This window comes from Novosphingobium sp. TK46 (assembly GCF_055361525.1).
On sequence record NZ_CM143963.1, the window covers coordinates 2,847,803 to 2,874,046 of the forward strand.

The following is a 26,244-nucleotide window of genomic DNA, read 5'->3' on the forward strand; positions in this document are numbered from 1 at the left end:
CAAGGCTCCCTTCGCCATGTGCGCCAACTCTCGGCAGCGCGGCGCCCTTTGGACGTCGTTCGGCGGGGTAACCCGCCACCCGCGGAAAGACGGTGTGGACAGGTGGCCGAGTGGTTAAAGGCAGCAGACTGTAAATCTGCCCGTGCAAGCGTACGCTGGTTCGAATCCAGCCCTGTCCACCATTCTTCTCAAACCCGAGCCTCAGCTCCTCGACTGCAAATACGACTCGTCATTGCGGTCAACGGTTGCAGCGCCTAAGTGGACGGCATGCCCGGACAAATTCTTGACAATCAGGGGCGCGGCGACGCGTCATGGTGCTGGCCGCCAATTCATCCCGAAGGCCGTAAATTCGGCGCCATCGTGGCGGCGGTATGCCTGCTTACGATTATCCTCGGTTGGTCGTGGGTGGCCTGGCCGCTCGCTATCCTCACGGTTTGCGTGCTGGCGTTCTTTCGCGATCCGACCCGCATCGTCCCGCAGGACGACCGCTGCATCGTCTCACCGGCGGATGGCTTGGTAACTCTTATCCAGAAAGTGCCGCCGCCCCGTGAGCTGACGATGGATGATGGCAGCGGCAGCCGTCCGTTGAGCGCCGAGCCGGTCACGCGCGTATCCGTTTTCATGAGCGTGTTCGACGTGCACATCAATCGGGCGCCGATTGGCGGCATCGTACGTCGGGTGATCTACATTCCGGGAAAGTTCGTGAATGCGGATCTAGACAAGGCGAGCGAGGAGAACGAGCGTCAGCACGTAATGATCGAACGGGCCGACGGCGTGACCTTGTGCTTCACCCAGATCGCCGGACTGGTTGCGCGCCGCATCGTGCCGTTCATCAAGCCCGGTGATACGATCGCCGGCGGCCAGCGCATCGGCTTGATTCGATTCGGCAGTCGCGTCGACGTGTATCTGCCGCATGGAACCGAACCGCGCGTGCTATTGGGCCAGAAGGTCATTGCCGGTGAAACGGTGCTTGCCGAGTTGAACGAGGCACGTTTGATCGAGGGCGTCGCGCAGTGAATGGATTTGGGTATCCTCGCACCGTGATCGGCAGCCAGACGGCATGAGTGCTACGGACAAGAGCCCGGCCGAACTACGCCTCGCACGCAGCCTCAGCTTGCGGGCGCTTGTCCCGAACTCGATAACCGCCGCCGCATTGTGCGCGGGTCTTACGGGTATCCGCTTCGCCATCGCCGGCGACTTCGAAAAGTCAGTGCAGGCGGTCATCCTGGCCGGCGTGCTCGATGGTATCGATGGGCGCGCTGCGCGGATGCTCAAAGCGCAATCACGCTTCGGTGCGGAACTCGACAGCCTGGCCGATTCGATCTCGTTTGGCGTAGCACCGGCGCTGATCGTCTATCTATGGTCCCTGCGCGAGCTTCCGAGTTTTGGCTGGATCGCTTCCCTGGGCTTTGCGATCTGCTGCGTGTTGAGGCTCGCAAGGTTCAACGCTCGCCTCGACACCCTTGAACAGCCTCACAAACAGGCTGGCTTCCTCACGGGCGTTCCCGCACCACTGGGTGCAGGACTGGCATTTCTGCCGATCTACTTCTGGCTGGCGACCGGCATAAGCGAGTTTGCCAATCCCCTTGCTGTCAGCATCTGGATGCTTCTGATCGCATTCCTGATGATCTCGAATTTGCCGACACTCAGCTGGTCTCGTGTACGCCCACCGCGTCAATTGCGACTGGGGCTTCTGGCGTTGATCGGTATCCTGATGGCGGCACTGCTGACAGAACCGTGGATGACACTGGTCGGCATCACCTTGGTCTATATCCTGCTGCTTCCCTACGGCGTCGCCCGCTATTATCGCATCAGGCGGCGAGGCTCGGTGTCGACGCATCATGCCACGAGCAATGCGGGATTTGACGCGCTACCTTAGGCCAAGCCGTAACCTGATCATCCACGTTCACGCCACCACGTGCGCTCGCTCCAAGTTCCCGGAGCTTCCAGACGATGATCAAGCCTGCATCTGGTTGCGCCATCTGCGCGCGAAGATGCCGGATGTCCGGCGCATATCCATGAAGCGTACGGATGATCGCAGTTAGGGCAGCAACAGCCGCCAAGGCGAACACGCATGAATTGACTGCAACCATGGCTGACCATCCCGGATGGCGTTGAACCTTATGGGTATCGTGTGGATACCTTGTGGATAACGCGTTGTTGTTCTATCGATGTTCTACCATCCGCTATGTTCACTTTTTGTTCCGTTGTCAATATTTTTTGATAGGCAGCATCTCGCTCATCGATCGCTACCCGGTCCGACCATGTGTCACTGGACCTGGCCACTGATCGCAAAGTCGCAGATCATGCTGCTCCCGAAACTTTGCCGAACTGATGAAGACGATGGGTGATCGGTTTGGGTGCCGGAACACGCACCTGACGTGGCCGTCGAACCGAGGAGATCGGTTCCAGTGCCGATGCATTATCGAGGTAGTTCACCACGATCATGGTATGGCTGTCCGCACCGTACATCGCGTGCCGCAGGCTTGCGATCGCGCTGAGATTGCTACGAACACAATGCCAGATTACCCCGATGGACGAGATACCGGCGAATGCGAAAAGCGCGGGGAGAGCGGTCTCCATCGGTCTTACTCCTGGTGGAACGGCGTCCACGACAACCTTGCATATGCCTGCTGATCATGGACAAGACAGTTTTTCAGTCCGATCAACAGCTTACCGAGAGTCTAATAAGGATTAACCACATTTGGTTCCTGCATGCCCCTCGTAATCTTCCATTTTGAGGCAAGTTGAGGCTAGTCGACGGCGAATTGTGCTGGATTTTAGCACATCAAGCGACTAGGGCGACCGCGCCGAAGCATCACAGCTCATTTCAGGGTTGGGAGGCGGCGAATCCACATGGGAAGCGCTCATACCGGTGCCGCAGCGGGGAATGACCTTCGGGTCGGCCGCACGGTCCCAGCTTTCCAGAGGCACAACCGGAAAGGAAATACCTATGGCGGCTCCTGTCGTCTCCATGCAGCAATTGATCGAGGCCGGCGCTCACTTCGGCCACCAGACCCACCGCTGGAATCCGCGGATGAAGCCGTACATCTTCGGCGCCCGCAACGGCATCCACATCATCGACCTGTCGCAGACCGTTCCGCTGATGGCGCGTGCGCTCGACTTCGTGTCGTCGACCGTCCAGGCCGGCGGCAAGGTCCTGTTCGTCGGCACCAAGCGTCAGGCGCAGGAGCCTATCGCTCAGGCGGCGCGCGCATGCGGCCAGCACTTTGTCAACCACCGCTGGCTGGGTGGCATGCTCACCAACTGGCGTACGATCTCGGGCTCGATCAAGCGTCTCAAGACGCTGGAAGAGCAGCTTTCGGGCGACACTACCGGTCTGACCAAGAAGGAAGTCCTGCAGCTCACCCGTGAGCGTGACAAGCTCGAGCTGTCGCTCGGCGGCATCCGCGACATGGGCGGTATCCCGGACGTGATGTTCGTGATCGACGCCAGCAAGGAAGACCTGGCGATCAAGGAAGCCAACGTACTTGGCATCCCGGTCGTCGCGGTGCTCGATACTAACGTTAACCCACAGGGCATCGCGTTCCCGATCCCGGGCAACGACGACGCCAGCCGCGCCGTGCGCCTGTACTGCGAAGCCGTGGCCCAGGCCGCGACGAAGGGTCACCGCGAAGGCGTGGTCGACTCGGGCTTCGACATCGGTTCGATGGACGAGCCGATCGCCGAGGAAGCAGCTGCTCCGGAAGCAACCACCGCGGCCTGACGCCCGGTCTGACACTTCGTCATCGAAATGTCGCGCGCCGGGTCCACAGGGCCCGGCGCGCCTGTCCATTCAAGCAAGAGGAATTGAGCGATGGCTTACACCGCCGCTGACGTGAAGAACCTGCGCGAGCGCACTGGCGCCGGCATGATGGATTGCAAGAAGGCGCTGACCGAGACGGACGGCAACTTCGAAGCCGCAGTCGACGCGCTGCGCTCCAAGGGCCTGGCTGCGGCCGCCAAGAAGTCCAGCCGCACCGCAGCCGAGGGTCTGGTCGGCGTCGCCGTTGCCGGCACCAAGGGCGTTGCCGTCGAGGTCAACTCCGAGACGGATTTCGTTGCCAAGAACGAGCAGTTCCAGGACTTCGTGCGCAAGGCGACCGAAGCGGCGTTGAACGTGTCGGGCGATGACGTCGAAGCGCTCAAGGGCGCGGCGTTCCCCGGCGGCACCACCGTTGCCGACGCGCTGACCAACAATGTCGCGACCATCGGTGAGAACCAGCAGATCCGCCGCATCAAGACGGTAGAGGTCGCCAACGGCCTCGTCGTACCTTACATGCACAACGCTGCTGCGCCTAACCTCGGCAAGATCGGCGTTCTCGTCGCGCTCGAAAGCGAAGCGGCCGCTGCCGTGCTCGAGCCGCTGGGCAAGCAGATCGCGATGCACATCGCCGCTGCATTCCCGCAGGCGCTGTCCGCCGATGATCTCGATCCCGAGGTGCTTTCGCGCGAGCGCAAGATCGCGCTGGAGAAGGCTGTCGAGGACGCCAGCAAGAGCGGCAAGACCATCCCTGACGATATCCTTGCCAAGCGCGCCGACGGTGCCGCCGCAAAGTACGCCAAGGAGAACGCACTGCTCAGCCAGGTGTTCGTGATGGACAACAAGACGCCGATCCAGCAGGTCGTCGATCAGGCCGGCAAGGAAGCTGGCGTGAAGATCGTCCTCAAGGACTTCGTGCGCTTCCAGCTGGGCGAAGGCATCGAGAAGCAGGTCAGCGATTTCGCTGCAGAGGTCGCCGCACTCCAAAGCTGATTATAGCTTCGGTCTTTGAACCGATGACACCGGGCCGGGTAGCGCAAGCTTCCCGGCCCGTTTCGTTTGGCGGCAGGTGGCCTGGCAATGTGGACGTCAAGTTGGCATCATAGTCCGCCCATGAAGCGAAAACCAAAACGGTATTCCGACTTGGCTGGACCCTCGCTGCTTTTGCCGGGCTGCACGTCAGCCAGTTCGAGCGTGCCATCGGCAACCCGGATAGGCTCGCCCAGGGTGAGTTCTTTTATCATGCTGCCTCGGCCAAGATCGACCCGGACGGATAGTCGGACACGCCCGGCCCATACGCATCTGACACCAGCAGGGCAGCGACTGTCTTCCAGGAGGGTGAGGGGCGTTACCTTTGGCCCTCCGACCCCGATGGTCTTGCCGAGTGTTCCCCATTCCAGCGTATCGTTGCGGTCCGCCACCGGCGGCGGCTTCAGCGCATGGTGTGGTGCCGGCGCACACGCCATCAGCGAGGCAGGCAGCAGCAGGTAGATGGCGATCGGTCTCATCCTCACGCTTTAATGCCACCTTTGCTGAATGCGCGCCGAATGCTTGGCGTGGCGCTTGCTTGCGGCTAGAGCGCGACCATGTTCGACAAGGATGACCCGCCGCCCGAGTGTTTGCTCTATCTGATCTCTCCATTGGAAGTCGGGGGTGACTTCCCTGAGCGGCTGGCGCGCGCACTGGATGCAGGAAAGGTGGCGGCGTTTCAGTTCCGGGTGAAGGATGTCGATCAGCATGAGGCGGCCCGTCTGGCCCAGCCATTGCAGGCGATCTGTGCGGAGCGGGACGTGACGTTCATCGTCAACGATTCGATCAGCCTCGCCAAGCGGCTGGGCGCGGATGGGGTTCATCTGGGTCAGGACGACGGCGACCCGGCCGATGCCCGCAGCGAACTGGGCAAGGATGCCCAGATCGGCGTAACCTGCCACGACAGCCGCGACATGGCGATGGTCGCGGGCGAGCAAGGCGCCGATTATGTGGCGTTCGGGGCGTTCTATCCTACGACAACGAAAGACGTGAAGCACCACGCCAGCGTCGATGTGCTCGAATGGTGGCAGGCGGTATTCGAACTGCCCTGCGTCGCCATCGGTGGCATCACGCCTGAAAATTGCGCTCCTCTTGTCAGGGCCGGCGCCGACTTCCTCGCTGTCAGTGGGGCCGTCTGGAACGGGAACGAGGTTGCCGCAGTGCAGGCGTTCGAACGTGCGATCGCTGCGGCGCGCGGCGACCTAGCCGTTCAGTAGCTGGCGACACGCCGCGACGCTGGGGGCCAGAAGGCCGCGCATGTCAGGCGTGGCACCGGCTTTGCTCAGCATCGGCAGTTCCAGCCCGACCATCACGTCGCGGGGGAGCGCGGCGAGCAAGTCGGCCAGCGGGAGATCGCCTTCTCCGATCGGCAACCGGTCCTGCGAAGCCTCTTTGCCATAGTCGTCGAGCACTGGCGGCATCGGCACATCGCAAAGCTGGATATGGCCGATGCGCGATAGATCGGCATCGCGCAATTCGCTGACGTCTCCGCCTGAACGGAAGAAGTGCATCGCATCGATGAGGATCTCGGCGCCCGCTCGCTGCGCGAACGTCAGCGCTTCGCCGAGATCGGCGGGCGCCAGCATCGGCAGGAACTCTACCGTGGCACGCAGACCGTGCTCGCGCGCCAGCGCCGCGAAGTTCGCGAAAGCTTCGACCGCCGTGTCATTGCTGCCGCCAAGATTGACCGCGTTGACGAGACCAACGCCAAGTTCGGCCATCAACTCCAGGCCGGGACGATGATTCTGGATCGGCAGATCGGGACGGATCAAGAAGCCCTCGCCGATCGCGATCCGCACCTCATGCTGCGCCATCGCCGCCCGGGTTCGCCGTAGCAGGGCATCGTCTTCAAGCAGGTTCCACGGCTGATAGGCAGCGTCGTTCAGCGTGATCGGTCGGGTCGCCAACCCGACGTGCGACAGACCGAGATCTGCCGCCAGGCCCATCATCTCGTCGGGAGGCATGCCGAGAGCGCTGATGAATTCAAGCACAAGGGGTCGGGTCATGGTTATGGTTTCTCGCGGGCTTCAGGAATGGCTTCGACGCTTTTGCCGCGATCGGCGGACCAGGCGTGAACCTGATCCCGTCCGACATGGGCAAAGCAAAATTGCGGAGCGAATTCTCGCCCGGGCTGCGCGGGGAAGGGGTCGCAGCATTCGTGTAGGGGCCTAGAAGTCGATCCTGGCGATGACCTCCTCGCCAAAGCGCTGCGCCTGGTCGCAGTATTCGCGACGGGTGCTGGCAGAGATGCTGGCGCCCGATCCATCGACGCCGATCGATTTGAGATTTGCGTAATGATCCAGTGCTTCCTGGGCGTTCCAGTCGTCGCCAAGGCTGAAAGTCGATGACGCGATCACCTTCGGCGGCACCGTGCGACCGATCTTTGCTGCGTGTTCGGCCATGTAGTTGATCGCGTCGACGATGTCCTGGTCCTCGGACAGGTTCACCGTGCGGGCGGTGTCGGTCACTTGCTTGGGCACGAAAAAGGGATGCCACGCGTCGCCCAGCTCCACCGCGCGACGCAGGGCGCGCTTGGAGTTGCCGCCGACGAGAAGCGGTGGATGCGGGGTCTGCACCGGCGTCGGCAGCATGCGGTTGCCCAAAGCTTTGTAGCCGGTGCCTTCGAACTCGAAATCCTCGCCGGTCCAGGCCAGCTTCATCGCCTGCATGTACTCGTCCATAAGGTCGTTGCGATTGTCGAATTCGACGCCAAGCGCCTTGTATTCGGCCTTCATGTAGCCGGCCCCCAGGCCCAGGATCACGCGGCCATTGGTGAAGCGATCGAGGGTCGCGACCATTCGCGCGGTGATGAACGGATTGCGGTAGGGCAAGACCAGGATATTGGTCTGGAGCCTGAGCGTGGTGGTGACCGCACCGGCCATCGACAGCATCACGAACGGATCCTGCGCGTAATGGCCGCCGCTGTCGAGCCAGCGGGCGGAAGGTACCGGATGGTCCGTCACGGTGCCGGCATAGAAGCCGGCTTGCTCGACCGCCCTGGCGCACTCATGAACCGCCTCCATCGAGATGAACTCGTCCGGATGCTGGATGTGATCGAAGGGGAACGTCGTGCTGAGGGTGAAGGTCATCGGTCAGGTTCCTGCAGGTTGCATGGAAAAAGGCGGCGGCTCGGTCAGCCGGTAACTTCGGGGGGAAGGATCCAGTCGTCGGCGCTGTTGCGCACCCACCCGCTTGATGCCCAGGAACCGCCATCGACGGGAATGATCGTCCCCGTCACGTAGCTGGCCAGCGCCGAGGCGAGGAAGACGATCACGCGGCCGCACTCGTCCTCGAAACCGGAACGCCCCAGGGGAATGCGCCGGCGCACGCTGTCCAACTGTGCCGGGGAGGGGCTGAACCACCGGCTTTCGTCGACCGGGCCAGAAAACTGGCCGGCGGTGCCCGGCGTGCGCGTATAGTCGGGGGCGATCGTATTGACGCGGATGCCATGCTCGGCAAGCTCGAGTGCCAGCGTCCGCGTGAGATTGTTGATGCCGGCCTTGCAAGCGGCATAGACCGCATATCCGGGCGCCGCGCGCGAGCCTTCGATACTGCTGACGTTGATGATCGAGCCGCCGCGATTGCCGGAAATCATCAGCGGCACCGCGGCTTGTGTCGCCGCGAGATTGCTGACGAGATTGAGGTCGATATGCCGGCGCCAGTTCTTCTCATGTAGATCGAGAAACTTGCGGCGGGTGACACCGCCAGCATTGTTCACCAGGATGTCCAACCGTCCGAACGCGTCGGCGGCCTTTCCTACCGCGCCCTGCAGGGCATCGACATCCATGACATCGACATTGAGCGCCAGTGCCCTGACACCCCGCCGTTCGATCTCGGCGATCATCTGGTCGCAGCGCTCGGGCACGATGTCGACGATCGCGACGTCCGCCCCCATGTCGGCGAGGCAAAGTGCGGCGGCGCGTCCGATCCCCCCACCCCCGCCGGTGACGAAAGCGGCTTGGCCTGCGAGATCGATGTCGTTTGTATCCATTCAACCCCTCTCCGGCACTTATCGTGCTTCTTGCAGACACCCGTGGGCATCCGGCAAATCACCAGGTTCGTCTATATCTTTCTCCAGTCCCGCACTCAGCATCGTCTCGACGGTGTAGCCGAGCCGAAGCGCCTCGATCCGATGCGCCGCGAAGCTGCCGCTGCCGAACTGCGGTCGAAAGTGGCCGAACGCTGCAAGCGGCAGCGACAGCGCGTTGGTCCCCGAGCCGTGACGATCGGGAGCGATGGCGATGATGGTCTCGGGTATGTCCGCCATCAGCGAAATGTCAGCGGGTGTTAAGAGCGGCAAGTCCGCCGGCAGAATAAGCGCGCGGGACGGGGACGCGGGCGAGCCTTCCTGCGCAAGCGCCTCCAAACCGCGCAGGCTATCGGCGAGCGCCCCGTTGAGTCCGGCGCCGCTGTCGGGCAGCCAGATCACCCCGTCATCGCAGTCCCCATCTTGCGGACGGAGAACGCAGACTTTCGCGATGGCCGGGCAGGCCTGTGCGGCCAGTATTACATGCCGCAGCATTGCCATGACCAGCCGCTCGCGCTGCATCGGAGCCAGGACGCCGGCGAGGCGGCTTTTGCCAAGGGCCACGGCCTTGACCGGAATGACCGCCCAGCAGTTCGCGCTTGCGTTCGGGCTTTGGCTGGTCACGGAATGGCCGGCGCTTCCGTCAGATTGGTGAAACGGATGCCGGCGCCATCCGCCTTGTAGGTCTTGTTCATGTAGATCAGGATCGAGGTCAGCGCCTCGGCAGCGGCGGAGTTCGCCAGCGCTCCTCCGGCCAGTCCGCGCAGACCCATGCCAGGGCAAAGCTCGACGATGGCCTTGCGCGCTTCGATATCGTCCGAAAAGACGAGCACGTCGCATTCGATCGCATGGTCGCTGTCGAGGTGATGCGCGGACACATTGTGGAAGGCGCTGACCAGACGCACGTTCGGCCCGAGATGGGCCTGGGCCTGTAAGGCGGCGCTGCCTTCGGCCGGCAGTTGCACGCGCATGACCTTGGGCGGAACGAGCGGCACAGTCGTATCCACTACGATCGCGTCGCCGAGCCGGTCGCGGATTTGCGCCAGGGTGTCGGCTTGCGACGCGTGCGGCACGGTGACGATGACGATCTCCTTGTCTTGCGCAGCATCGGCATTGGCGGCGTAACCGGCCGCACCCAGTGCCTGCGCGGTCGCCTGAGCCTTGTCCGCCGAGCGCGAGCCGATCGTCACTTCGTGGCCTGCCTTGACGAGGCGGCGTGCGATGCCTTTGCCGAGGGCACCGGTTCCTCCGATAACTGCGATGGTTGCCATGGCTGGGTCTCTCCGTTGTATTTGCAGGGTTGCGCCTGCGTCTCGAAAGCCGATAGCGCGCCACCGATACTGACACATAGTCCACGTTTGGGGACAGCCGATGCAATGCCAAGTTCGCCTCAAGATGGATTTGCGATGATCCGGATCGACGCCATCCCCTTGCAGGGGCTGCCTTTGTTCGACACGCGGACAGATATGGCGAAGGAGATTTGCGCCGCGATTGATCGCGCGGGCGTCGCGCTTGCTGCCGGCGACGTGGTGGTGATCGCGCAGAAGATCGTATCCAAACGAGAAGGACGACTTGTCGACATGGGTTCGGTCGTCGTCGGCGACGAGGCGACACGGATCGCTGCCGATACGGGTCGCGATGCAGCCATGGTGCAACTGATCCTCGACGAAAGCGCGGAATTGCTGCGTGCCAATCCAGCCGCGATCGTCGCGCGCCATCGCACCGGCCATGTGCTTGCGAATGCGGGCATCGACGCGTCCAATGTCGAGGGTGGCGACGAGGGGATCCTGTTGCTTTGGCCGGTCGATCCCGACGCCTCCGCGCGCGCCATCCGTGACGAGATCGAGGCGATTTGCAGTGTACGTCCGGCCGTCGTGATCGCCGACAGCATGGGCCGCGCCTGGCGGGTCGGCACCGTGGGGACCGCGATAGGCTGCGCCGGTCTGACGGTGGTCGAGGACAAGCGCGGCGTGGGTCGAGACCTGTTCGGGCGCGTGTTGCAGGCGACCCAGATCGCCATTGCCGATTCGATCGCCGCGGTCGCCACTTTGACGATGGGTGAGGGCGATGAAGGCACGCCTGCGGCGCTGGTGCGCGGGGCTGGGCAATGGGTAAGCGATGATGATGGCGCGGGTGCGGCCAGTGGCTTGCGCCCGGTCGCACAGGACATGTTCCGATGAGCGGGCACGTTCTTGCCCTGTCGGGCGGCGTCGGCGGGGCCAAGCTGGCGGCCGGTCTGGCTGCGGTGCTACCGCCTGAAGACCTGACCATCGCCGTCAACACCGGCGACGATTTCGAGCACCTCGGCCTGACGATCTGTCCCGACCTCGACTCGGTGACCTATGCCATGGCCGGCCTAAACGACACCCAGCGCGGCTGGGGCGTGCAGGACGAAAGCTGGCAGGCGATGGCGATGCTGCGCGGCCTTGGCGAGGATGACTGGTTCAACCTTGGCGATCGCGATCTTGGCATGCATATCGCACGATCATGGCGGCTGCGAGCGGGCGAGACGCTGTCCGAGGTCACGGCCAGGCTGACCCGCCAGCTTGGCATCACCCATGCCATCGTGCCGATGAGCGACATGCCGGTCCGCACGCAGATCCTCACCGACGAGGGGACGCTCGATTTCCAGCACTACTTCGTGCGCGAGCAATGCCGGCCGGTCGCGCGCGCGATCCGGTTCGCGGGTGCCGGCGAAGCCTCGCCATCACCGGCGCTGGCGGACGCGTTGCAGCGTTCGGATCTTGCGGCGGTGATCGTCTGCCCATCCAATCCTTATCTCAGCGTCGACCCGATCCTGGCGGTCGATGGCGTCCGCCAGGCGCTCGTTGACCTGGCCGTCCCGGTCGTCGTCGTATCGCCGCTGGTCGGAGGCACATCGCTGAAAGGGCCCTTGAGCAAGCTGCTCATAGAGCTTGGCGCCGAAACCGGGAATCAGGCTATTGCCAGCCACTACAAGGGCTTAGCCACGCACCTGTTGATCGATCATAGCGATGCTGGTGACGTCGAAGGGTTGCGCACGTCCAACCTTTCGGTCATTTTGTCTGCAACAGTCATGTGCGGAGCCGATGATCGGGAGCGGCTTGCGCGCGAAGCACTGTCGGCAGCCCGCATCGAACTGGAAGATAATGGCACCCGCTGACCGTGCACTGACGAATCGACTCCTGGCCGCTCCCCTGGCCGACCTTCAGGGCGAGGCGCGCACCCGGCGCGAGCTGCGCGGCCCGGCACGCATGACGTATTCGCGCAAGGTCTTCATCCCTCTCACACGTCTGTGCGCCGACGTCTGCCACTACTGCACTTTCGCGACCACGCCGTCGCGTTTGGAAGCACCGTACCTGACGCTCGAACAGGTGCTCGAGATCGCTCGCGCCGGTGCGGCTGCGGGCTGCAAGGAGGCCTTGTTCACGCTCGGCGACGCGCCCGAACGACGGTATGCGGTGGCTGCCGAGTGGCTGGCCGAGCAGGGCTTTGCCAGAACGATCGACTACGTGCGTCACTGTGCAGAGGCGGTTCTGGAGCAGACCGGGCTGCTGCCGCATATCAACGCCGGCATCCTCGACGAGGCGGACTGGCGAATGTTGCGCCCGGTGATGGCGTCGGGCGGGCTGATGCTGGAAAGCACGTCCGAGCGGCTGCTGGAAAAAGGCGGGTCGCATCATGGATCTCCCGACAAGGTGCCGGCCGTGCGGCTGGCATCGCTTGCCGCGGCCGGTCGGGCCCGGGTGCCGATGACGAGCGGCATTCTCATCGGCATCGGCGAAACTGCCGAGGAGCGCATCGAAGCATTGTTCGCCTTGCGCGATCTGCATGCCGAGCATGGTCACCTGCAGGAAGTGATCGTCCAGAACTTCTGCCCCAAGCCCGGCACCCGGATGGCGCAGGCCCCGGAGGCGACGGAGGCCGATTTCCTGCGCGTCATCGCCGCTGCCCGGATCGTGTTGCCCGACGAGGTCTCCGTGCAGGCGCCGCCCAACCTCAACGACGAGCGGCTGGGCGCGTTGATCGCCTGCGGGATCGATGACTGGGGCGGCATCTCGCCGGTTACGCTCGATCACGTCAATCCCGAGGCGCCCTGGCCCGAGATCGAGCGCCTGAGTGGCATTTGCGCGCAAGCCGGTCTGCCGCTGGTGGAGCGTCTGACCGCCTACCCGCGCTTCGTTGCCGGTGACGATCGTTCATGGCTGGACCGGGCGATCCGTCCGGCAGTCTTGAAGCTGTCCGACAGCGAAGGTCTGGCGCGAGACAGCGCCTGGAGTCCAGGTCTAGCCGAGCCCGGTCCGGGCACGCCGCGCCATCCCCTGGGGGTCAGGCATCACGGGCCGGTCGCGACCCGGTTGCACCGCATCCTCGATCGGGCTGCAAACGGTTCCGAACTGGCTGCGGCAGAGATCACCACGCTGTTCGCGACGCGCGGCGCCGCGGCGCAGGCGGTGATCGAGGCGGCTGATACGTTGCGGGCGCAGGTAAACGGCGATGACGTGACGTATGTCATCAACCGCAACATCAATTATACCAACATCTGCACCCACTCGTGTTCGTTCTGCGCCTTTTCGAAAACCAGTACCAAGGGCGGTTTCCGCGACAAGCCGTACAATCTCGACTTGTCAGAGATCGCCGGGCGCGCGCGCGAAGCGGTGGAGCGCGGTGCGACCGAAGTGTGCCTGCAAGGAGGGATCCACCCCAGCTATACCGGAGATACCTACCTTTCGATCTTGCGCGAAGTGAAGGCGGCTTGCCCGGATCTGCATGTCCACGCCTTCTCCCCGCTCGAGGTAAGCCAGGGTGCCACCACGCTCGGGATCCCGGTGATCGAATACCTGCGAATGTTGAAGGACGCTGGACTCGGCTCCTTGCCCGGCACCGCCGCCGAAATTCTCTGCGACGAGATCCGTGCGCAGATCTGTCCGGACAAGCTGACGACGCAGCAATGGCTCGATGTGGTGGGCGCCGCGCACAAGGTCGGCCTGCCGACGACATCGACGATCATGTTTGGACATCTCGAGCGTCCGGATCACTGGGCGCGCCACTTGCTCGCCTTGCGACACCAGCAGGGCGAAACCGGCGGCTTCACCGAGTTCGTTCCGCTGCCCCTGGTTCACATGGAAGCGCCGTTCTATCGACGGGGTCAGTCGCGCAAGGGGCCTACCTGGCGTGAGGCGGTGATGATGCACGCCGTTGCGCGGGTAGCTTTGCATGGTTCGATCGACTCGATCCAGTGTTCGTGGGTCAAGCTTGGTGTTCCGGGCGCAGCCGCGGTGCTTGCCGCTGGCGCGAACGATCTTGGCGGCGTGCTGATGAACGAAAGCATCAGTCGGGCCGCCGGAGCCGCGCATGGTCAGGACGTCAGCGTCGATGATCTATCGGGGGCTGCAGCGGCCGCCGGAAGGCCCTTGCGTCGACGCACCACGTTGTACGGTGATCCCCTTATTTCGCAGCAGGCACGACAATCAGCCTGAGCGCGATTAGCCGCAAATGTATATCATCCAAGGGTTGCACACGATCTTGGCTGGTGCCATGGCCTGCTTTGTAAACGCCCTTTTCCGATCATTTTGGACCGGAAACGGCTGATCTAGCGGGAGAAGTGCCATGCGTCCGATCAAGTCTGTCGTATACAAGCGTATACCGCGTCCTGACGATGGGCTGATCGCGCGAGCCAAGCAGTTCGGAGTCGCCGATCTTCACGAGGGCCTCGGCGCGATCGCGGGACGGATGAGCCTGATGAGTCCGGCGATGCAGGCGCGTCAGGACGGCAAGCGGATCGTCGGGCCGGCGATTACCGCGTGGAACTATCCGGGCGATAACCTTGCGATCCACTGCGCTCTGGAAGTGGCGCAAGCGGGCGACGTGCTGGTCCTGACCAATGGCGGTGGACATCAGGGCGCCTTGTGGGGGGATGTCGCGTGCGGCTTCGCCAAGAAGGAGGGACTGGCAGGCGCCGTCGTCGAAGGGGCGGCCCGTGATATCGACGCCATTCGCGAGCTTGAATTCCCGATCTGGTCGACTGCGATTTCCGTGGAGCATCCCGAAAAGCGCGGCCCGGCGGCGGTGAACGTGCCGATCACGGTCGATGGCATTCTTGTCGAACCCGGCGATATAATCTGTGCCGACACCGACGGCGTGCTCGTGATCCCGCGCAAGCTGTTGCGGCATGCGGTCGAGGGTGCCGAGGCGAGAGCGAAAGCCGAGATCGCTATCCGGCAGCGCATCGCGGCGGGAGAGCGTCCATTCGACATCTTCGGGTTCAGGACTTTCGTTGCCGAACTTGGAATCCAGATGAAGGATTGCACTTGGCAGGATGAGGAATGACATTGGTGCTATCTCATTCGCGACGGCAACCGGCTTCGAAGTAACGTCAACGCTTTATGTGCCTGTGTAGATCATAAAATCTATTCATCGCATCCATTGACTACGAAACCGGTGTTTAAGTTGCTGGCAAGTAGGCAATTACACCTATTTTCATCTTGATCCAAAAGTCCGCATGCGTAGGATATCGCGGGGGCCGTTTGGCGCGCGGCTGCGCGGTCCCTTTTGATTTGATGGGGACACGGCATGGTCGGCTATCGACCGGATTCTAATAGGGATGCTGGCGAGAGCTGTCGGTTTGCGCCGCATTTTTCAGCGATGACGGCCAAGCAGCATGAGGTTTACCTGCTTGTGGCTGAAGGGCGTTCGGCGAAGGAAATCGCCTGGCGCCTTGGCATCACCGACAGTGCTGTGGTGCAGCGCATCGAGGCAGTGCGCAGCCGGGCAGGCTCGCCGCCAAGAGCGGAACTGGCGCGTGCATACCGTCGCTACATCGCGGGTCATGAGAACGTCGGCGGACCATCGGGCGACGGTGAACGCAATTCTGCGGTTCAGCAGATTGTCGTGCCCGGGCCATTCGCGGATCATCAACAGATCGATTGCCCGTCTGAGGCCGAGGCGCCCATGCGCGCCTCCGGGTTTATCGTTCCGGCTGCATTTGTCGGGCCAAATGCCGGGCTCAACCGAATCGCGGCGATGGTCGTAATCGCCGCAGGGCTGCTTGCAGCGACCATGGTCTGCCTGGGCGTCATGCAAGGTCTGGCCGCCCTGGCGTAATCGGGCGTTCGATGAAGTGGCGGATACATATTGCGGATGATCGGTGCATCGGGTGGGTGCATTCGGATCGATAGCTGCACAGCGAACGGGACAAGGTGTGCTGGACGAAGAGTTTGTTTCCAACTTGCGGATTGTCGTTTCGAGCCTGCTTCTCATCCTGACGTTTCTGCGCGGCGGCGCGCCCGAAAGAGTGTTGGCGGGGGTTTTGATGGCAGCTGCCTTGTGCAGTGGCATATGTATCCGGCTGGTCCATCATCTGAGCCATGAAGACTGCTGGATCTTCGTCGCGGTCGACATCGTCGCTTTCATGCTGATGCTGGTCGTGGCCCTGAAAGCCAACAGGGTCTATCCTCTATGGATCGGCGCCATTGAACTCGTGATGCTGATTTCTCATTTGTGGCGGTTGTCGTTCCTGCAGGCACTGCCGCACGCGCATACGATGTTGCACGGCATCGCCGCGATCACCCAGCTCCTGGTGCTTGCGGTCGGGCTGGCGGCGCACATGGGTCGTGATCGCTCCCAGGCTGCGGCAATTAACTGGATCGGCAAGATGCCTGCCAGTTGATTGGATACATTCATGGCGAATTTGCTTGCTCGCGATAGCCGAAGGCGACATGACGCGAGCTTGAGGATCAACAGCGCCGGACGAAGCGAATGACCAAGCAAATCCATCTCGTCAGCTTCCTGATCAACTCGCCGATCAATCATACGGTATTGAGTTGGGCCGCGCCGGGGGACAACCGGCTGGAGGCTTTGGGCGAGATCGCGCGCTGGCAGGAACTCGCCCGTACGCTCGAGCGCGGCAAGTTCGATGGCATCTTCTTCGCGGACACTCCCGGGGTGTTCGATCGCTACCGCGACAGTCACGAAGATGCGGTCAAGTACGGCGTGTGCTGGCCCTGCATGGATCCGGTCGTGCTGCTCAGCGCGTTGGCGGCGGTGACGACCAACCTGGGACTTGCGGCGACCATGTCGACCAGTTCGTATCAGCCGTGGACGATCGTGCGGCAACTGGGCACGCTCGACTATCTTTCCGGCGGACGCGTGGGCTGGAACATCGTCACCGGCCACCTGCGTGGCGAGCATCGCGCGCTTGGCCTCCATCAACTCGAGCACGACCGCCGCTATGATCGTGCCGACGAGTACATGGAGGTCTGTTACAAGCTGTGGAACTCGGTCAAGCCCGGCGCCGTGCTGGCCGACCGCGAGAGTGGCATCTACGCCGATCCCGAGAAGGTCGAATTCATCGATCATAAGGGCGAGTTCTTTTCGTGCCAGACGGTCTCTCCCGTGCTGCCTTCGCCCCAGGGGCATCCCGTGCTGTTCCAGGCCGGCAGCTCGGGTCGCGGACAACAGTTCGCGGTCAGCCATGCCGATGTCGTGTTCTCGATCCAGCCGAACGTGGCCGGCATGAAGAAGTTCATGACCAATCTGGAAGATGCCGCGAAGGCCGCAGGAAAGAAGACGCCGGGTGTCAGCTTCGGGGTGCAGCCGATCGTCGGCGGTACCGAGGAAGAGGCGAAAAGGAAACTTGCCGACTTGGTCGAGCGGCTGCCGATCGATGGTTGCCTGGCGCGACTGTCGGGTACGATGGGCGTGGACTTCGCCGGCATGGACCTCGATCAGCCGCTGGTGGAGATGAACACGCAAGGGTCGCAGGGATTGATGAAGGCATTCTCCAACATCGAGGGCGACAAGCCGCTGACCCTGCGCGAAGTTGCGATCCGGTGGGGGCTGGCGGTGGGCAAGCCTCAGATCGTCGGAACGCCGGAACAGGTCGCGGACCGGCTTGAGGCGATCTGGCGGGAGACAGGCTGTTATGGATACAACATGACACCGACAGTCATGGCGTCCTCGGTCGAAGATTTCGTCGACCAGGTGGTGCCGATCCTGCAGAAGAAGGGCGTCTATCGGACAGAATACGAAGGCACGACGTTCCGCGCCAACCTCGGTCTGGACTGAGCGCTCGATGGCAGCGATCGCCGGCAAGGCGCACAATATCGCGCAACTGCGCACGCTGGCGAAGCGGCGCCTTCCGCGTGCGATCTTCGAATTCATCGAGCGCGGAACCGAAGACGATCTGCTGATAAACCGCAACGTCGCGGCGTTGCAGGATATCAACCTGATGCCGCGCACACTGCGGAATGTCGCGCAGCGCGACGCCTCGATCGAGCTGTTCGGTCGCAGGCAGCCGTTGCCCTTCGTGATCGCGCCGACCGGCGTCTCGGACCTGCTTTCGTATCGTGGCGAGCGCGCGATCGCCACCGCGGCGGCCAAAGCGGGCATTCCTTTCACCCAGACGACCAGTTCGACGACCAGCTTCGCGGACATCGCCAAATGCGCGACCAGCGGGCACTGGATGCAGATGTATCTGTGGGAGCGGCGCGATCTGTCATGGCGCGTGGTCGATGCGGCGGGCGAGAACGGCGCTGACGTGCTGGTCCTGACCGTCGATACGCCCATGTGGCCCTTGCGCGAATTCAACAAGCGGGCCGGCATGTCCAATCCCATTCGACCCAACGCGACTTTGGTGAGCGACTTCCTCAAGCGACCGGGCTGGCTCACGGCAGTGATCGTGCGCTATTATCTCAATGGCGGATTGCCGCAGTTCGCCAACTATCCGGCGGAAGTGGGCGGCAAACTTACCGGGGTGGTGAGCCGGGTCTCCAACTCCGCGTCGGTGTGCTGGGATGACGTGGCCGAGTTGCGTCGGCGGTGGTCGGGCAAGCTCGTCCTCAAGGGCATCCTGAGCGTCGAGGACGCCAAGCTTGCCGTCGAGCACGGCGTCGATGGCATCGCCGTCTCGAACCACGGCGGGCGCAACTTCGATTCTTCGCCGCCAGCGATCGCGGCGCTGCCCGGCATCGTCGATGCGGTGGGCAAGGATCTGACGGTCCTGTTCGACAGCGGCGTGCGTCGCGGCGCCGATATCGTCAAGGCGTTGGCGATTGGCGCCAAGGCGGTGCTGGTCGGCCGGGCCACGCTGTACGGGTGCGCTGCAGGCGGCGAAGCGGGCGCAAGCCATGCGATTTCACTCCTGGCGAACGAGATCGACGTGGCGATGGCGATGGTCGGCGTGACCCGGCTCGATGAACTGGACCGCAGCTACCTGGCTTGATCCGACCATGGTCGGCTGGGGCGCGGCCAGCTAGTGCACTCGTGAGGCGCTTTTGGACTTGCCATGAGTGGCCGGCACGGCGAACCGTGCGGTAACGCGCAACGCGACCATCGGGAGAGAAGCATGGACAAGATCGACGTCGGCGGCATCGGCATCGCCTACGAGCTGCTTGGCGACGCCGGCCATCCGCCGGTCGTGCTGACGCCGGGGGGGCGCTTCACGATGGACGTGCCAGGCCTGCGCGAGATGGCGCAAGCCTTTGTGGCGGCGGGGCACCGCGTGTTGATCTATGACCGACCCAATTGCGGCCATTCCGATGCGTGCCTGCTTGGCGCTAGCGAGTCCGAGATGCAGGCGGAGGCCTTGTCCGGCTTGATCCGCAAGCTCGATCTTGGCCCCACCGTAATCGCTGGTGGTTCAGGCGGATCACGGATCTCGATGCTGGCCGCGGCCCGCGATCCCGAGATATGCTCGCACTTGGCCCTGTGGTGGATCTCCGGCGATCCGATCGGATTGATGCAGCTGGCGACGTATTATTGTGGCGAAGCCGGCTCGCTGGCAAGCGTCGGCGGCATGGAAGCGGTGCTGAAGGCGACGTCCTGGGCGGAGAACCTCGGCAAGAGCGAGCAGTCGCGTGAATTCATCCGTGCGCAGGATCCCGACAAGTTCATCGAGGTGATGCAGCGCTGGGCGGCCGCCTATGTGCCGTCGGACATCTCGCCCGTGCCCGGCATGACCCCGCGCGACTTTGCGCGTCTGACGATGCCGGTGCTGGTCTTCCGCAGCGGCAAGAGCGACCTTTCGCACACGCGCGCGACCAGCGAATGGGTCCACCGCCTCGTCCCGCATTCGCTGATGCTGGACCCGCCGTGGAACGATGACGAGTGGAACATGCGTTCTGCCCAGACTTTTGCGGGAACGGATGGCGTCGCCTTGTTCCGGTCCTGGCCCAAGCTGGTTCCGGCGATTCTCGACTTCATTCAGAATGCTCCGGCCCAGGCTTGAGCCAGACTATTCGGCTGGCTTTGGCCCGATCGGCCTTGGCGTAGGGGAGGGGGCGGTTGACTTGGCTGGCTCTCTCCCGCACCGCTTGGGGTGAAGGGATGCCAGGATGTCGGGCGTAGCACGCAGGATCGGAGCCGAAACGTCCGCGACGAGGGCGCTGATCGTTGAGGCGGCAGAGGTTCTCATCCGGGACGAAGGGTACGCCGCGGTCAGCACGCGGCGCGTGGCGGCCAGGGCCGGGCTCAAACCATCGCTGGTCCATTACTATTTTCCGACGACCGATGACTTGCTGATCGAACTTTCACGTCGCGGGGCGGACGAAAGCGATCGCATGATCGAGGCTGCCCTGGCGTCGGACGATCCGCTTCAGGCCCTGTGGCAATTCTTCATCGACACCAGTCGCACCGCGATGGCGCTCGAGTTCATGGCGCTGGCCAACCATCGCGCGCCGGTACGCGCGCACATGGCCGAGCACAGCGAGGCGATGCGAAAGCGCCAGGTCGAGATATTACGGCACGTGTTGGGTGACCGCGCGCTGGGACCGGACGGCTGCCCTCCTGCCGGACTGAGCGTGGTCCTGGCCGGGATCGGCCGGGCGATCGTGATGGAAGAGAACCTTGGCGTGCGTTGCGGGCATGAAGAAGCGGCGCAGTTCGTGCGGTCCTGGCTTGAGCGGCTGACCGGGAAGGGTCAATGCGGCGCGCCTGCAAGCTTCGGAGAAAACGTCAACGCCGCGACGTGATGGGTCATTTGCGCGCGCAAGCGTTTCTCGTCATCGTCGGGGCGCTCTGGACGCCGCGGGCGTGATGGGCCTATATCGGTAAGAACAGTGTTCCCAACTGCGGGAGAAGCAGACGATGTCGATTGCCACCAAGATCAAGATGCAGGCCGAAGAGATCAAGCCCGCTATCGGGTCGCGTGTTCTGAACTCGAAGGAGGAACTCCTCTCGGGGGAGGTCTCGGCCGAAATCCGTGAGCTTCTGGAAGCCCGCGGCGTGCTGGTGTTCCCCAAGATCAGCTTCACCAGCGAAGAGCAGGTCGCCTTTACCAAGACGCTCGGCACGTTCGCGCCGGAAGGCGGCGATGGCGACAACATCACCAAGATCACGCTCGACGCCAAGGAAAACCCGATGGCGGCCGAGTACCTCAAGGGTTCGCTGTATTGGCACATCGACGGTACGCGTAACGACGTGCCGATCCTGGCGTCGCTGCTTTCGTGCATCAAGCCTTCGCCCAAGGGCACCGGCAACACCGGCTTCGCCAACACCTACAGCGCGTACGATGCCCTTTCGGACGAGAAAAAGGCCGAGTACGAGCAGTACAAGGTCATCCACGGTCCGTGGCAGTCGCTGTTTTATTACGAGCCGGAGCCGAGCCTTGCCAAGCTGCAGGGCTACATGAACATCGGTGAGCAGGTCCTGCCACTGGTGTGGAAGCACAAGTCGGGTCGCAAGAGCCTCGTCATCGGCTGCACCTCGGTTGCGGTCGAAGGCAAGACGCCGATGGAAAGCGCGCTCATCATTCATGGTCTGCGCGATTGGGCGACCGGCCCTGACTTCACCTACAGCCACGAGTGGGAAGTGGGCGACATGGTCATCTGGGACAACACCGGCACGATGCACCGCGCCGAAGCCTACGACCCGACCTGCGGTCGCATGATGCACCGCACCAAGCTAGAGGGCGAGGAAGCATTCGCTCACGCCTGATTTGCGGTTGGCGGTCGACCGTCCCGCACACTTCGAAGGGTCCGCTTGCCTGCGCAAGCGGGCCCTTCGTGTTTGGGCGTTTCGCTTGCCGCCGGTAACAGGCTTTCGCCGCGCGCAATGTCGGCGCGTATCGCACCGTCCGAAGGCCGCAAGATGAGCACCGCCTTTCACTTGGCGTTCAGCCGCGGCCTGTCTATAGACCCGCCATGCTCGATAGATCGCGTTTGAAGCCCGTCCTGTTCGCCGTCACCGCAGGCGCGATGATCCTGACCGCAGGTTGCGCCGGGCGTGGTGGGGGCAAGAAGGACACCGCCTACGTCGCGCGCGATGTCGATACGCTTTATTCCGCAGCGCAGAGCCGCCTCGATCGTGGCCAGACGAAGCAGGCGGCCGCACTGTTCGATGAGGTCGAGCGCCAGCATCCTTATTCGCCCTGGGCTCGGCGCGCGCAGTTGATGAGCGCGTTCAGCTATTACGTGGCGCGTGATTACAACAAGGCGGTGCAGTCGGCCGAGCGGTTCCTCTCGATCCATCCTGGCAACAAGGACGCGCCTTACGCCTACTACCTGATCGCGGTCTGCTATTACGAGCAGATCAGCGATGTGACGCGCGACCAGAAGATCACGCTTCAGGCGAAGCAGGCTTTGACCGACGTCGTGCGCCGCTATCCCACCACCAGCTACGCCTCCGACGCGACGATCAAGCTCGACCTGGTGAACGATCACCTGGCCGGCAAGGAAATGACCATCGGTCGTTACTATGAACGTAGCGGCAAGTGGCTTGCCGCGTCGCTGCGGTTCCGCAACGTGGTCGACAACTACCAGACCACCGGCCACGCGGCCGAGGCACTGTACCGTCTGGTCGAGGGATACCTATCGATCGGCGTTGCTGAAGAGGCGCAAAAGGCTGCGGCCGTGTTGCAGCGCAACTACCCGGGCAGCATCTGGTACGAGCGCGCGTACAAGCTCATGAACAAGCACGCGCCCAAGTCCGTCGCCTGATCGCTTCAGCATGGTGCGGGATAATTCCGCAGATCCACCGTGCAAGTTGACATTTGTGCGCGGGGCGGGTTGAGTCCGACCGCATGCTCTCGCAGAAGACACGATACACGATACGCGCGCTCCAGCACCTGGCGGATCGCTACAAGCAGGGCCCCGTGCGGCTGGACGAGATCGCCGCGGCGCAAAACATCCCACGCAAATTCCTGACCGTGATCCTGTCCGAGATGGCGCGCGAGGGCGTCGTGGTTTCACACCGGGGACGAGCTGGCGGCTATGAACTGGCGCTGCCGCCCGTCGACGTGCGTTATGGCGATATCATCCGCATCACCCGCGGCAGCCTGGCGCTGGTGCCGTGTGCCAGTCGCAATGCGCACGAAACTTGCGCGAACTGCCTTCCCGAGGTCGATTGCCGTCTACGCGGGTTGATGCTGCTGCTGCGTGACGAGATGGCACAGATGCTCGATCGCATGACTCTGGCCGATCCGATCGTACCTGAACCCCCATTCGTGGGTGAGCCGGAAGCCTAGCCCCCGGGTACGCGCGCTCTTTCGGCGTCGAATGTCTACTTCGCAGGTTGGCTCAACAAAGTTTCGCTTTACCGCAGGCAACATGAATTCACGTTGTCTATCGTGCAGGTAGAGATAGAGCGGTTCCCGAAGGGAGCGACTCATGCCACAGCCTAATCTGAGCGACGCAAACACCAACGATCGGGCCGATACTCTGGCCCGGATCGGTCCTGCCCATCATGCAACTCTTGCGGCTGTCGCCGATGCGCTGTCCAGCTTGCGCTATGGGGCGGTTCACTTGACCGTACATGACGGAAAGGTCGTCCAACTCGACGTTACCGAGCGCCAGCGTTTTACCTGAACCGCAGGCGCTTCACCTGGCGGGTCCACAGGGGAATCCGTCACCGCGCACTTGCGCGAACAATCTGACATCAACGGTGCAGACCGGCATCTTTCCGGGGGCTGCCAATTTCCTACGAAGGATTTGGATAACATGAATGCGTTCGTCCGCTTGAGCCTTGTCGCTTCCACCGCGCTTGTCGCACCATTCCAGGCTTTCGCCGCCGAAGCCGCACCCGCCGAACAGCCTGCGCCGCAACAAGGCAACACCGCACGCACGGCGACGTCGGGCGACGTCATCATCGTCACCGCCCGCCGCCGCCAGGAGACGGCGCAGCAAGTGCCGCTCGCGATCTCGGTCATCCGCGGCGACAGCATCGAGGCGACGGGCAACTTCAACGTCGTCAAGCTGCAGCAGCTGGCGCCCACGTTGCAGGTCTATACCTCAAACCCGCGCAACACCTCGGTCAACATCCGCGGCCTTGGCGTGCCGTTCGGCCTGACCAGCGACGGTTTCGAGCAGGGCGTCGGCATCTATGTCGACGACGTGTACAATTCGCGCGTCGCCGCTGCGACTTTCGACTTCCTCGACGTTGCGCAGGTCGAAGTGCTGCGCGGCCCGCAAGGCACGCTATACGGCAAGAACACGACTGCCGGCGCGATCAACATCACCACCAACCAGCCGACCTTCGACTTCGAGGCGCGAGCCGAGGTGTCGGCAGGCAATCTCGACTTCAAGCAGGCGAAGGCCGCGATTTCAGGGCCGTTGACCGACAAGATCGCCGCGCGCGTGGCGCTTGCCACCACCAGCCGTCGCGGCGTCTATTTCAATACGACCAGCGACCGCTACATCAACGAGCAGGACAACCTGGGCTTGCGCGCCCAGTTGCTGTTCAAGCCGAACGACGACCTGAGCATCACGCTGTCGGGCGATTACAGCCAGCAGGATCCCGAGGGCGTCGGCACCGTCTTCGTGCGCACCGGCCTGACCCAGCGTCCGCTGAACCGCCAGTACGATGCGCTGGTGGCGCGGATCAATGCCGCCAACCCGGGGCGCAACTATGCCGTTCCCAGCCGCAATCCGTACGATCGCCTGTCCGATCTCGACAGCAGTCTGAACGCGGGCAACAAGATCGGCGGCGTTTCGGCGAAGGCCGTGTGGGACCTGGGCGCCGGCACTCTGACGTCGGTCACCGCTTGGCGTTTCTGGGACTGGAAACCCGAAAACGATCGTGACTTCACCGGCCTGTCGATCGTGGCGAGATCGCAGAACCCGTCGCAGCAGGATCAGTATAGCCAGGAACTGCGCTACAACTATACCGGCGACAAGTACGACTTCGTGGTCGGCCTCTACGGCTTCAAGCAGCGGATCGACACGCAGGGGATCGAGCAGCAGGGCACCGACGCCGCGCTGTGGAGCCTCGCGCCCTCGACCGATCCGAACAACGTCGCGAACCGTCCAGGAACGCTGGCCGGGCTGACGGCCGCGAACACGCAATATCTCAAGAGCACCAGCGCCGCGCTGTTCGGCCAGTTCGCCTGGAAGGTGACAGACGCACTGACCATCCAGCCGGGCATGCGCCTGAATTACGACAAGAAGTCCGGCTTCTACCAGCGTACGGTGACGAACGGCGCCGGCCAGCTGATCACCAGTTGCGCACCCGCCGCGATCGCCGGCAACGCCGTGCTGACCGCGCAGTGCGGCGTCTATCAGCCGCAGATCAGCGCACCGTCCGACAGCGACTGGAACTTCACCTACGATCTCAACGTCAACTACAAGATCGCGCGCGACGTCCTGGCCTATGCGACGTACGCCAAGAGCTTCAAGACCCTGGGCATCAACCAGAACGGTCTGCCGCTGAACGCCGACAACACGGTGAACTACGACGCCGCCACGGTGAAACCGGAATCGGTCAACCACTACGAAGTGGGTATCAAGACCCAGTTCTGGGATCGCCGCGCGACCTTCAACCTCACGGCGTTCCGTACCGAGATCAAGAATTTCCAGGCGACCGTCAACGGGGGGCAGTTCGGCACGGTGCGCGGTTATCTCGCCAACGCCGACAAGGTCCGCTCGCAAGGTATCGAGGCCGACTTCAAGATCCGCACCAGCGATCGCTTCACCGCTTATGCCAACGGCGCCTACACCGACGCGAAGTACAAGAAGTTCACCAACGCGCCGTGCCCGCCCGAGCTTTCGGGCGGCACGCTGCAGCCAGCGAGTGCGACGCCCGACTATTCGCGGCCCGGTGTTCCCGGGGCCTTGAGCCCACGCCAGTGCGACATTTCCGGTCAGCGACTGCCCGGCGTGTCGAAGTACGCCTTCTCCTATGGAGCGGAAGTGAACGCACCGGTGGAACTGCTGAGCAAGGAAGGGCAAATCTACTTCGGCGTGGACGGCAACTACCGCTCGCACTGGAACTCTAACGCCTCGCCTTCGGCCTACACCGACGTGAGAGGCTACGCGTTGACCAACTTCCGCACCGGTTTTCGCGGCGACAACTTCGATCTGTTCGGCTGGGTACGCAACGCCTTCGACGTCAACTATATCGACCTGCTGCAGGTGGCACCGGGCAACGTCGGCCTGATCGCCGGCCAACCCGGAGACCAGCGGACGTGGGGCGGTACGATCAAGTACAACTTCTGATGTGGAGCAAATGGCTGATG

The 26,244-nt window shown here is 63.0% G+C and carries 27 protein-coding genes and 1 tRNA gene; 21 read left to right on the forward strand and 7 right to left on the reverse strand.

Annotated elements, in window-relative coordinates:
• Positions 1 to 96: 96 nt before the first annotated feature.
• The 3 genes from ACXJ1Z_RS13655 (at position 97) to ACXJ1Z_RS13665 (ending at position 1,879) form a co-directional block, all read left to right on the forward strand.
• A tRNA-Tyr gene (locus tag ACXJ1Z_RS13655) sits at positions 97 to 182 on the forward strand.
• A gap of 85 nt (positions 183 to 267) precedes the next feature.
• Entirely contained in the window at positions 268 to 1,017 is a 750-nt protein-coding gene (locus ACXJ1Z_RS13660) for a phosphatidylserine decarboxylase (protein ID WP_463781255.1), read from the forward strand.
• Between the two features lie 43 nt (positions 1,018 to 1,060).
• Entirely contained in the window at positions 1,061 to 1,879 is an 819-nt protein-coding gene (locus tag ACXJ1Z_RS13665; RefSeq protein WP_463777354.1) for a CDP-alcohol phosphatidyltransferase family protein, read from the forward strand.
• 425 nt (positions 1,880 to 2,304) lie between these two features.
• On the opposite strand, the gene ACXJ1Z_RS13670 is transcribed toward ACXJ1Z_RS13665, so the two are convergent.
• Complete coding sequence (locus tag ACXJ1Z_RS13670) at positions 2,305 to 2,583, reverse strand: hypothetical protein (protein WP_463777355.1); 279 nt, start codon at positions 2,581 to 2,583, stop codon at positions 2,305 to 2,307.
• A 370-nt stretch (positions 2,584 to 2,953) separates the two neighbouring features.
• Between ACXJ1Z_RS13670 and rpsB the strand changes: the two genes are divergently transcribed.
• Complete coding sequence (gene rpsB / locus ACXJ1Z_RS13675) at positions 2,954 to 3,727, forward strand: 30S ribosomal protein S2 (RefSeq protein ID WP_463777356.1); 774 nt, start codon at positions 2,954 to 2,956, stop codon at positions 3,725 to 3,727.
• 90 nt (positions 3,728 to 3,817) lie between these two features.
• On the forward strand, positions 3,818 to 4,756 hold the full coding sequence (gene tsf, locus ACXJ1Z_RS13680; RefSeq protein WP_463777358.1) for a translation elongation factor Ts: 939 nt from the start codon (positions 3,818 to 3,820) through the stop codon (positions 4,754 to 4,756).
• Between the two features lie 107 nt (positions 4,757 to 4,863).
• On the opposite strand, the gene ACXJ1Z_RS13685 is transcribed toward tsf, so the two are convergent.
• Positions 4,864 to 5,271, reverse strand: a complete 408-nt coding sequence (locus ACXJ1Z_RS13685) for a hypothetical protein (protein WP_463777359.1) — start codon at positions 5,269 to 5,271, stop codon at positions 4,864 to 4,866.
• 78 nt (positions 5,272 to 5,349) lie between these two features.
• Here ACXJ1Z_RS13685 and thiE point away from each other — a divergent pair, with 78 nt between their 5' ends.
• Positions 5,350 to 6,009 (forward strand): thiamine phosphate synthase, encoded by a 660-nt coding sequence (gene thiE / locus ACXJ1Z_RS13690; RefSeq protein ID WP_463777361.1) that lies wholly within the window; start codon positions 5,350 to 5,352, stop codon positions 6,007 to 6,009.
• Here thiE and ACXJ1Z_RS13695 read toward each other — a convergent pair.
• The 5 genes from ACXJ1Z_RS13695 to npdG all read right to left on the reverse strand — a co-directional run bounded on the left by ACXJ1Z_RS13695 (position 5,995) and on the right by npdG (position 10,090).
• Positions 5,995 to 6,798: a sugar phosphate isomerase/epimerase family protein gene (locus ACXJ1Z_RS13695; protein ID WP_463777363.1), complete on the reverse strand. Its 804-nt coding sequence runs from the start codon at positions 6,796 to 6,798 to the stop codon at positions 5,995 to 5,997. The genes thiE and ACXJ1Z_RS13695 overlap by 15 nt on opposite strands.
• 162 nt (positions 6,799 to 6,960) lie before the next feature.
• Positions 6,961 to 7,881 (reverse strand): LLM class F420-dependent oxidoreductase, encoded by a 921-nt coding sequence (locus ACXJ1Z_RS13700; protein WP_463777365.1) that lies wholly within the window; start codon positions 7,879 to 7,881, stop codon positions 6,961 to 6,963.
• Positions 7,882 to 7,925: 44 nt separating this feature from the next.
• Positions 7,926 to 8,783, reverse strand: a complete 858-nt coding sequence (locus ACXJ1Z_RS13705; protein WP_463777367.1) for an SDR family NAD(P)-dependent oxidoreductase — start codon at positions 8,781 to 8,783, stop codon at positions 7,926 to 7,928.
• A gap of 18 nt (positions 8,784 to 8,801) precedes the next feature.
• On the reverse strand, positions 8,802 to 9,443 hold the full coding sequence (gene cofC, locus ACXJ1Z_RS13710; protein WP_463777368.1) for a 2-phospho-L-lactate guanylyltransferase: 642 nt from the start codon (positions 9,441 to 9,443) through the stop codon (positions 8,802 to 8,804).
• Positions 9,440 to 10,090 (reverse strand): NADPH-dependent F420 reductase, encoded by a 651-nt coding sequence (gene npdG, locus ACXJ1Z_RS13715; RefSeq protein ID WP_463777369.1) that lies wholly within the window; start codon positions 10,088 to 10,090, stop codon positions 9,440 to 9,442. Before npdG ends, cofC begins: the two co-directional genes overlap by 4 nt.
• Before the next feature lie 135 nt (positions 10,091 to 10,225).
• Here npdG and cofE point away from each other — a divergent pair, with 135 nt between their 5' ends.
• The 15 genes from cofE (at position 10,226) to ACXJ1Z_RS13790 (ending at position 26,224) form a co-directional block, all read left to right on the forward strand.
• Positions 10,226 to 10,999 (forward strand): coenzyme F420-0:L-glutamate ligase, encoded by a 774-nt coding sequence (cofE, locus tag ACXJ1Z_RS13720; protein WP_463777370.1) that lies wholly within the window; start codon positions 10,226 to 10,228, stop codon positions 10,997 to 10,999.
• Positions 10,996 to 11,961, forward strand: coding sequence for a 2-phospho-L-lactate transferase (cofD, locus tag ACXJ1Z_RS13725; protein WP_463777372.1), 966 nt, complete (start codon positions 10,996 to 10,998; stop codon positions 11,959 to 11,961). The genes cofE and cofD overlap by 4 nt, the downstream gene beginning before the upstream one ends.
• Positions 11,948 to 14,278 carry a 5-amino-6-(D-ribitylamino)uracil--L-tyrosine 4-hydroxyphenyl transferase CofH gene (gene cofH / locus ACXJ1Z_RS13730; protein ID WP_463777373.1) on the forward strand — a complete coding sequence of 777 codons (2,331 nt, stop codon included), beginning with the start codon at positions 11,948 to 11,950 and terminating at the stop codon, positions 14,276 to 14,278. The genes cofD and cofH overlap by 14 nt, the downstream gene beginning before the upstream one ends.
• A gap of 130 nt (positions 14,279 to 14,408) precedes the next feature.
• Positions 14,409 to 15,128, forward strand: a complete 720-nt coding sequence (locus ACXJ1Z_RS13735) for an RraA family protein (RefSeq protein ID WP_463777374.1) — start codon at positions 14,409 to 14,411, stop codon at positions 15,126 to 15,128.
• A gap of 315 nt (positions 15,129 to 15,443) precedes the next feature.
• Positions 15,444 to 15,902: a helix-turn-helix transcriptional regulator gene (locus ACXJ1Z_RS13740; protein WP_463777376.1), complete on the forward strand. Its 459-nt coding sequence runs from the start codon at positions 15,444 to 15,446 to the stop codon at positions 15,900 to 15,902.
• Between the two features lie 97 nt (positions 15,903 to 15,999).
• Positions 16,000 to 16,467 (forward strand): hypothetical protein, encoded by a 468-nt coding sequence (locus ACXJ1Z_RS13745; RefSeq protein ID WP_463777377.1) that lies wholly within the window; start codon positions 16,000 to 16,002, stop codon positions 16,465 to 16,467.
• An 89-nt stretch (positions 16,468 to 16,556) separates the two neighbouring features.
• A complete protein-coding gene (locus ACXJ1Z_RS13750) occupies positions 16,557 to 17,864 on the forward strand; it encodes an NtaA/DmoA family FMN-dependent monooxygenase (RefSeq protein ID WP_463777378.1) in 1,308 nt (435 codons plus the stop codon).
• A gap of 7 nt (positions 17,865 to 17,871) precedes the next feature.
• Complete coding sequence (locus tag ACXJ1Z_RS13755; protein WP_463777380.1) at positions 17,872 to 19,020, forward strand: alpha-hydroxy acid oxidase; 1,149 nt, start codon at positions 17,872 to 17,874, stop codon at positions 19,018 to 19,020.
• Positions 19,021 to 19,143: 123 nt separating this feature from the next.
• A complete protein-coding gene (locus tag ACXJ1Z_RS13760) occupies positions 19,144 to 20,025 on the forward strand; it encodes an alpha/beta fold hydrolase (protein WP_463777381.1) in 882 nt (293 codons plus the stop codon).
• A gap of 106 nt (positions 20,026 to 20,131) precedes the next feature.
• Complete coding sequence (locus ACXJ1Z_RS13765) at positions 20,132 to 20,767, forward strand: TetR/AcrR family transcriptional regulator (RefSeq protein WP_463777382.1); 636 nt, start codon at positions 20,132 to 20,134, stop codon at positions 20,765 to 20,767.
• Between the two features lie 115 nt (positions 20,768 to 20,882).
• Positions 20,883 to 21,731, forward strand: a complete 849-nt coding sequence (locus ACXJ1Z_RS13770; protein ID WP_463777384.1) for a TauD/TfdA dioxygenase family protein — start codon at positions 20,883 to 20,885, stop codon at positions 21,729 to 21,731.
• Positions 21,732 to 21,937: 206 nt separating this feature from the next.
• Positions 21,938 to 22,732 carry an outer membrane protein assembly factor BamD gene (locus ACXJ1Z_RS13775; RefSeq protein WP_463777385.1) on the forward strand — a complete coding sequence of 265 codons (795 nt, stop codon included), beginning with the start codon at positions 21,938 to 21,940 and terminating at the stop codon, positions 22,730 to 22,732.
• Between the two features lie 83 nt (positions 22,733 to 22,815).
• Positions 22,816 to 23,259 carry an RrF2 family transcriptional regulator gene (locus ACXJ1Z_RS13780; protein WP_463777387.1) on the forward strand — a complete coding sequence of 148 codons (444 nt, stop codon included), beginning with the start codon at positions 22,816 to 22,818 and terminating at the stop codon, positions 23,257 to 23,259.
• Positions 23,260 to 23,401: 142 nt separating this feature from the next.
• Complete coding sequence (locus tag ACXJ1Z_RS13785; protein WP_463777388.1) at positions 23,402 to 23,599, forward strand: YezD family protein; 198 nt, start codon at positions 23,402 to 23,404, stop codon at positions 23,597 to 23,599.
• A gap of 132 nt (positions 23,600 to 23,731) precedes the next feature.
• Complete coding sequence (locus tag ACXJ1Z_RS13790) at positions 23,732 to 26,224, forward strand: TonB-dependent receptor (protein ID WP_463777391.1); 2,493 nt, start codon at positions 23,732 to 23,734, stop codon at positions 26,222 to 26,224.
• Positions 26,225 to 26,244: the final 20 nt, after the last annotated feature.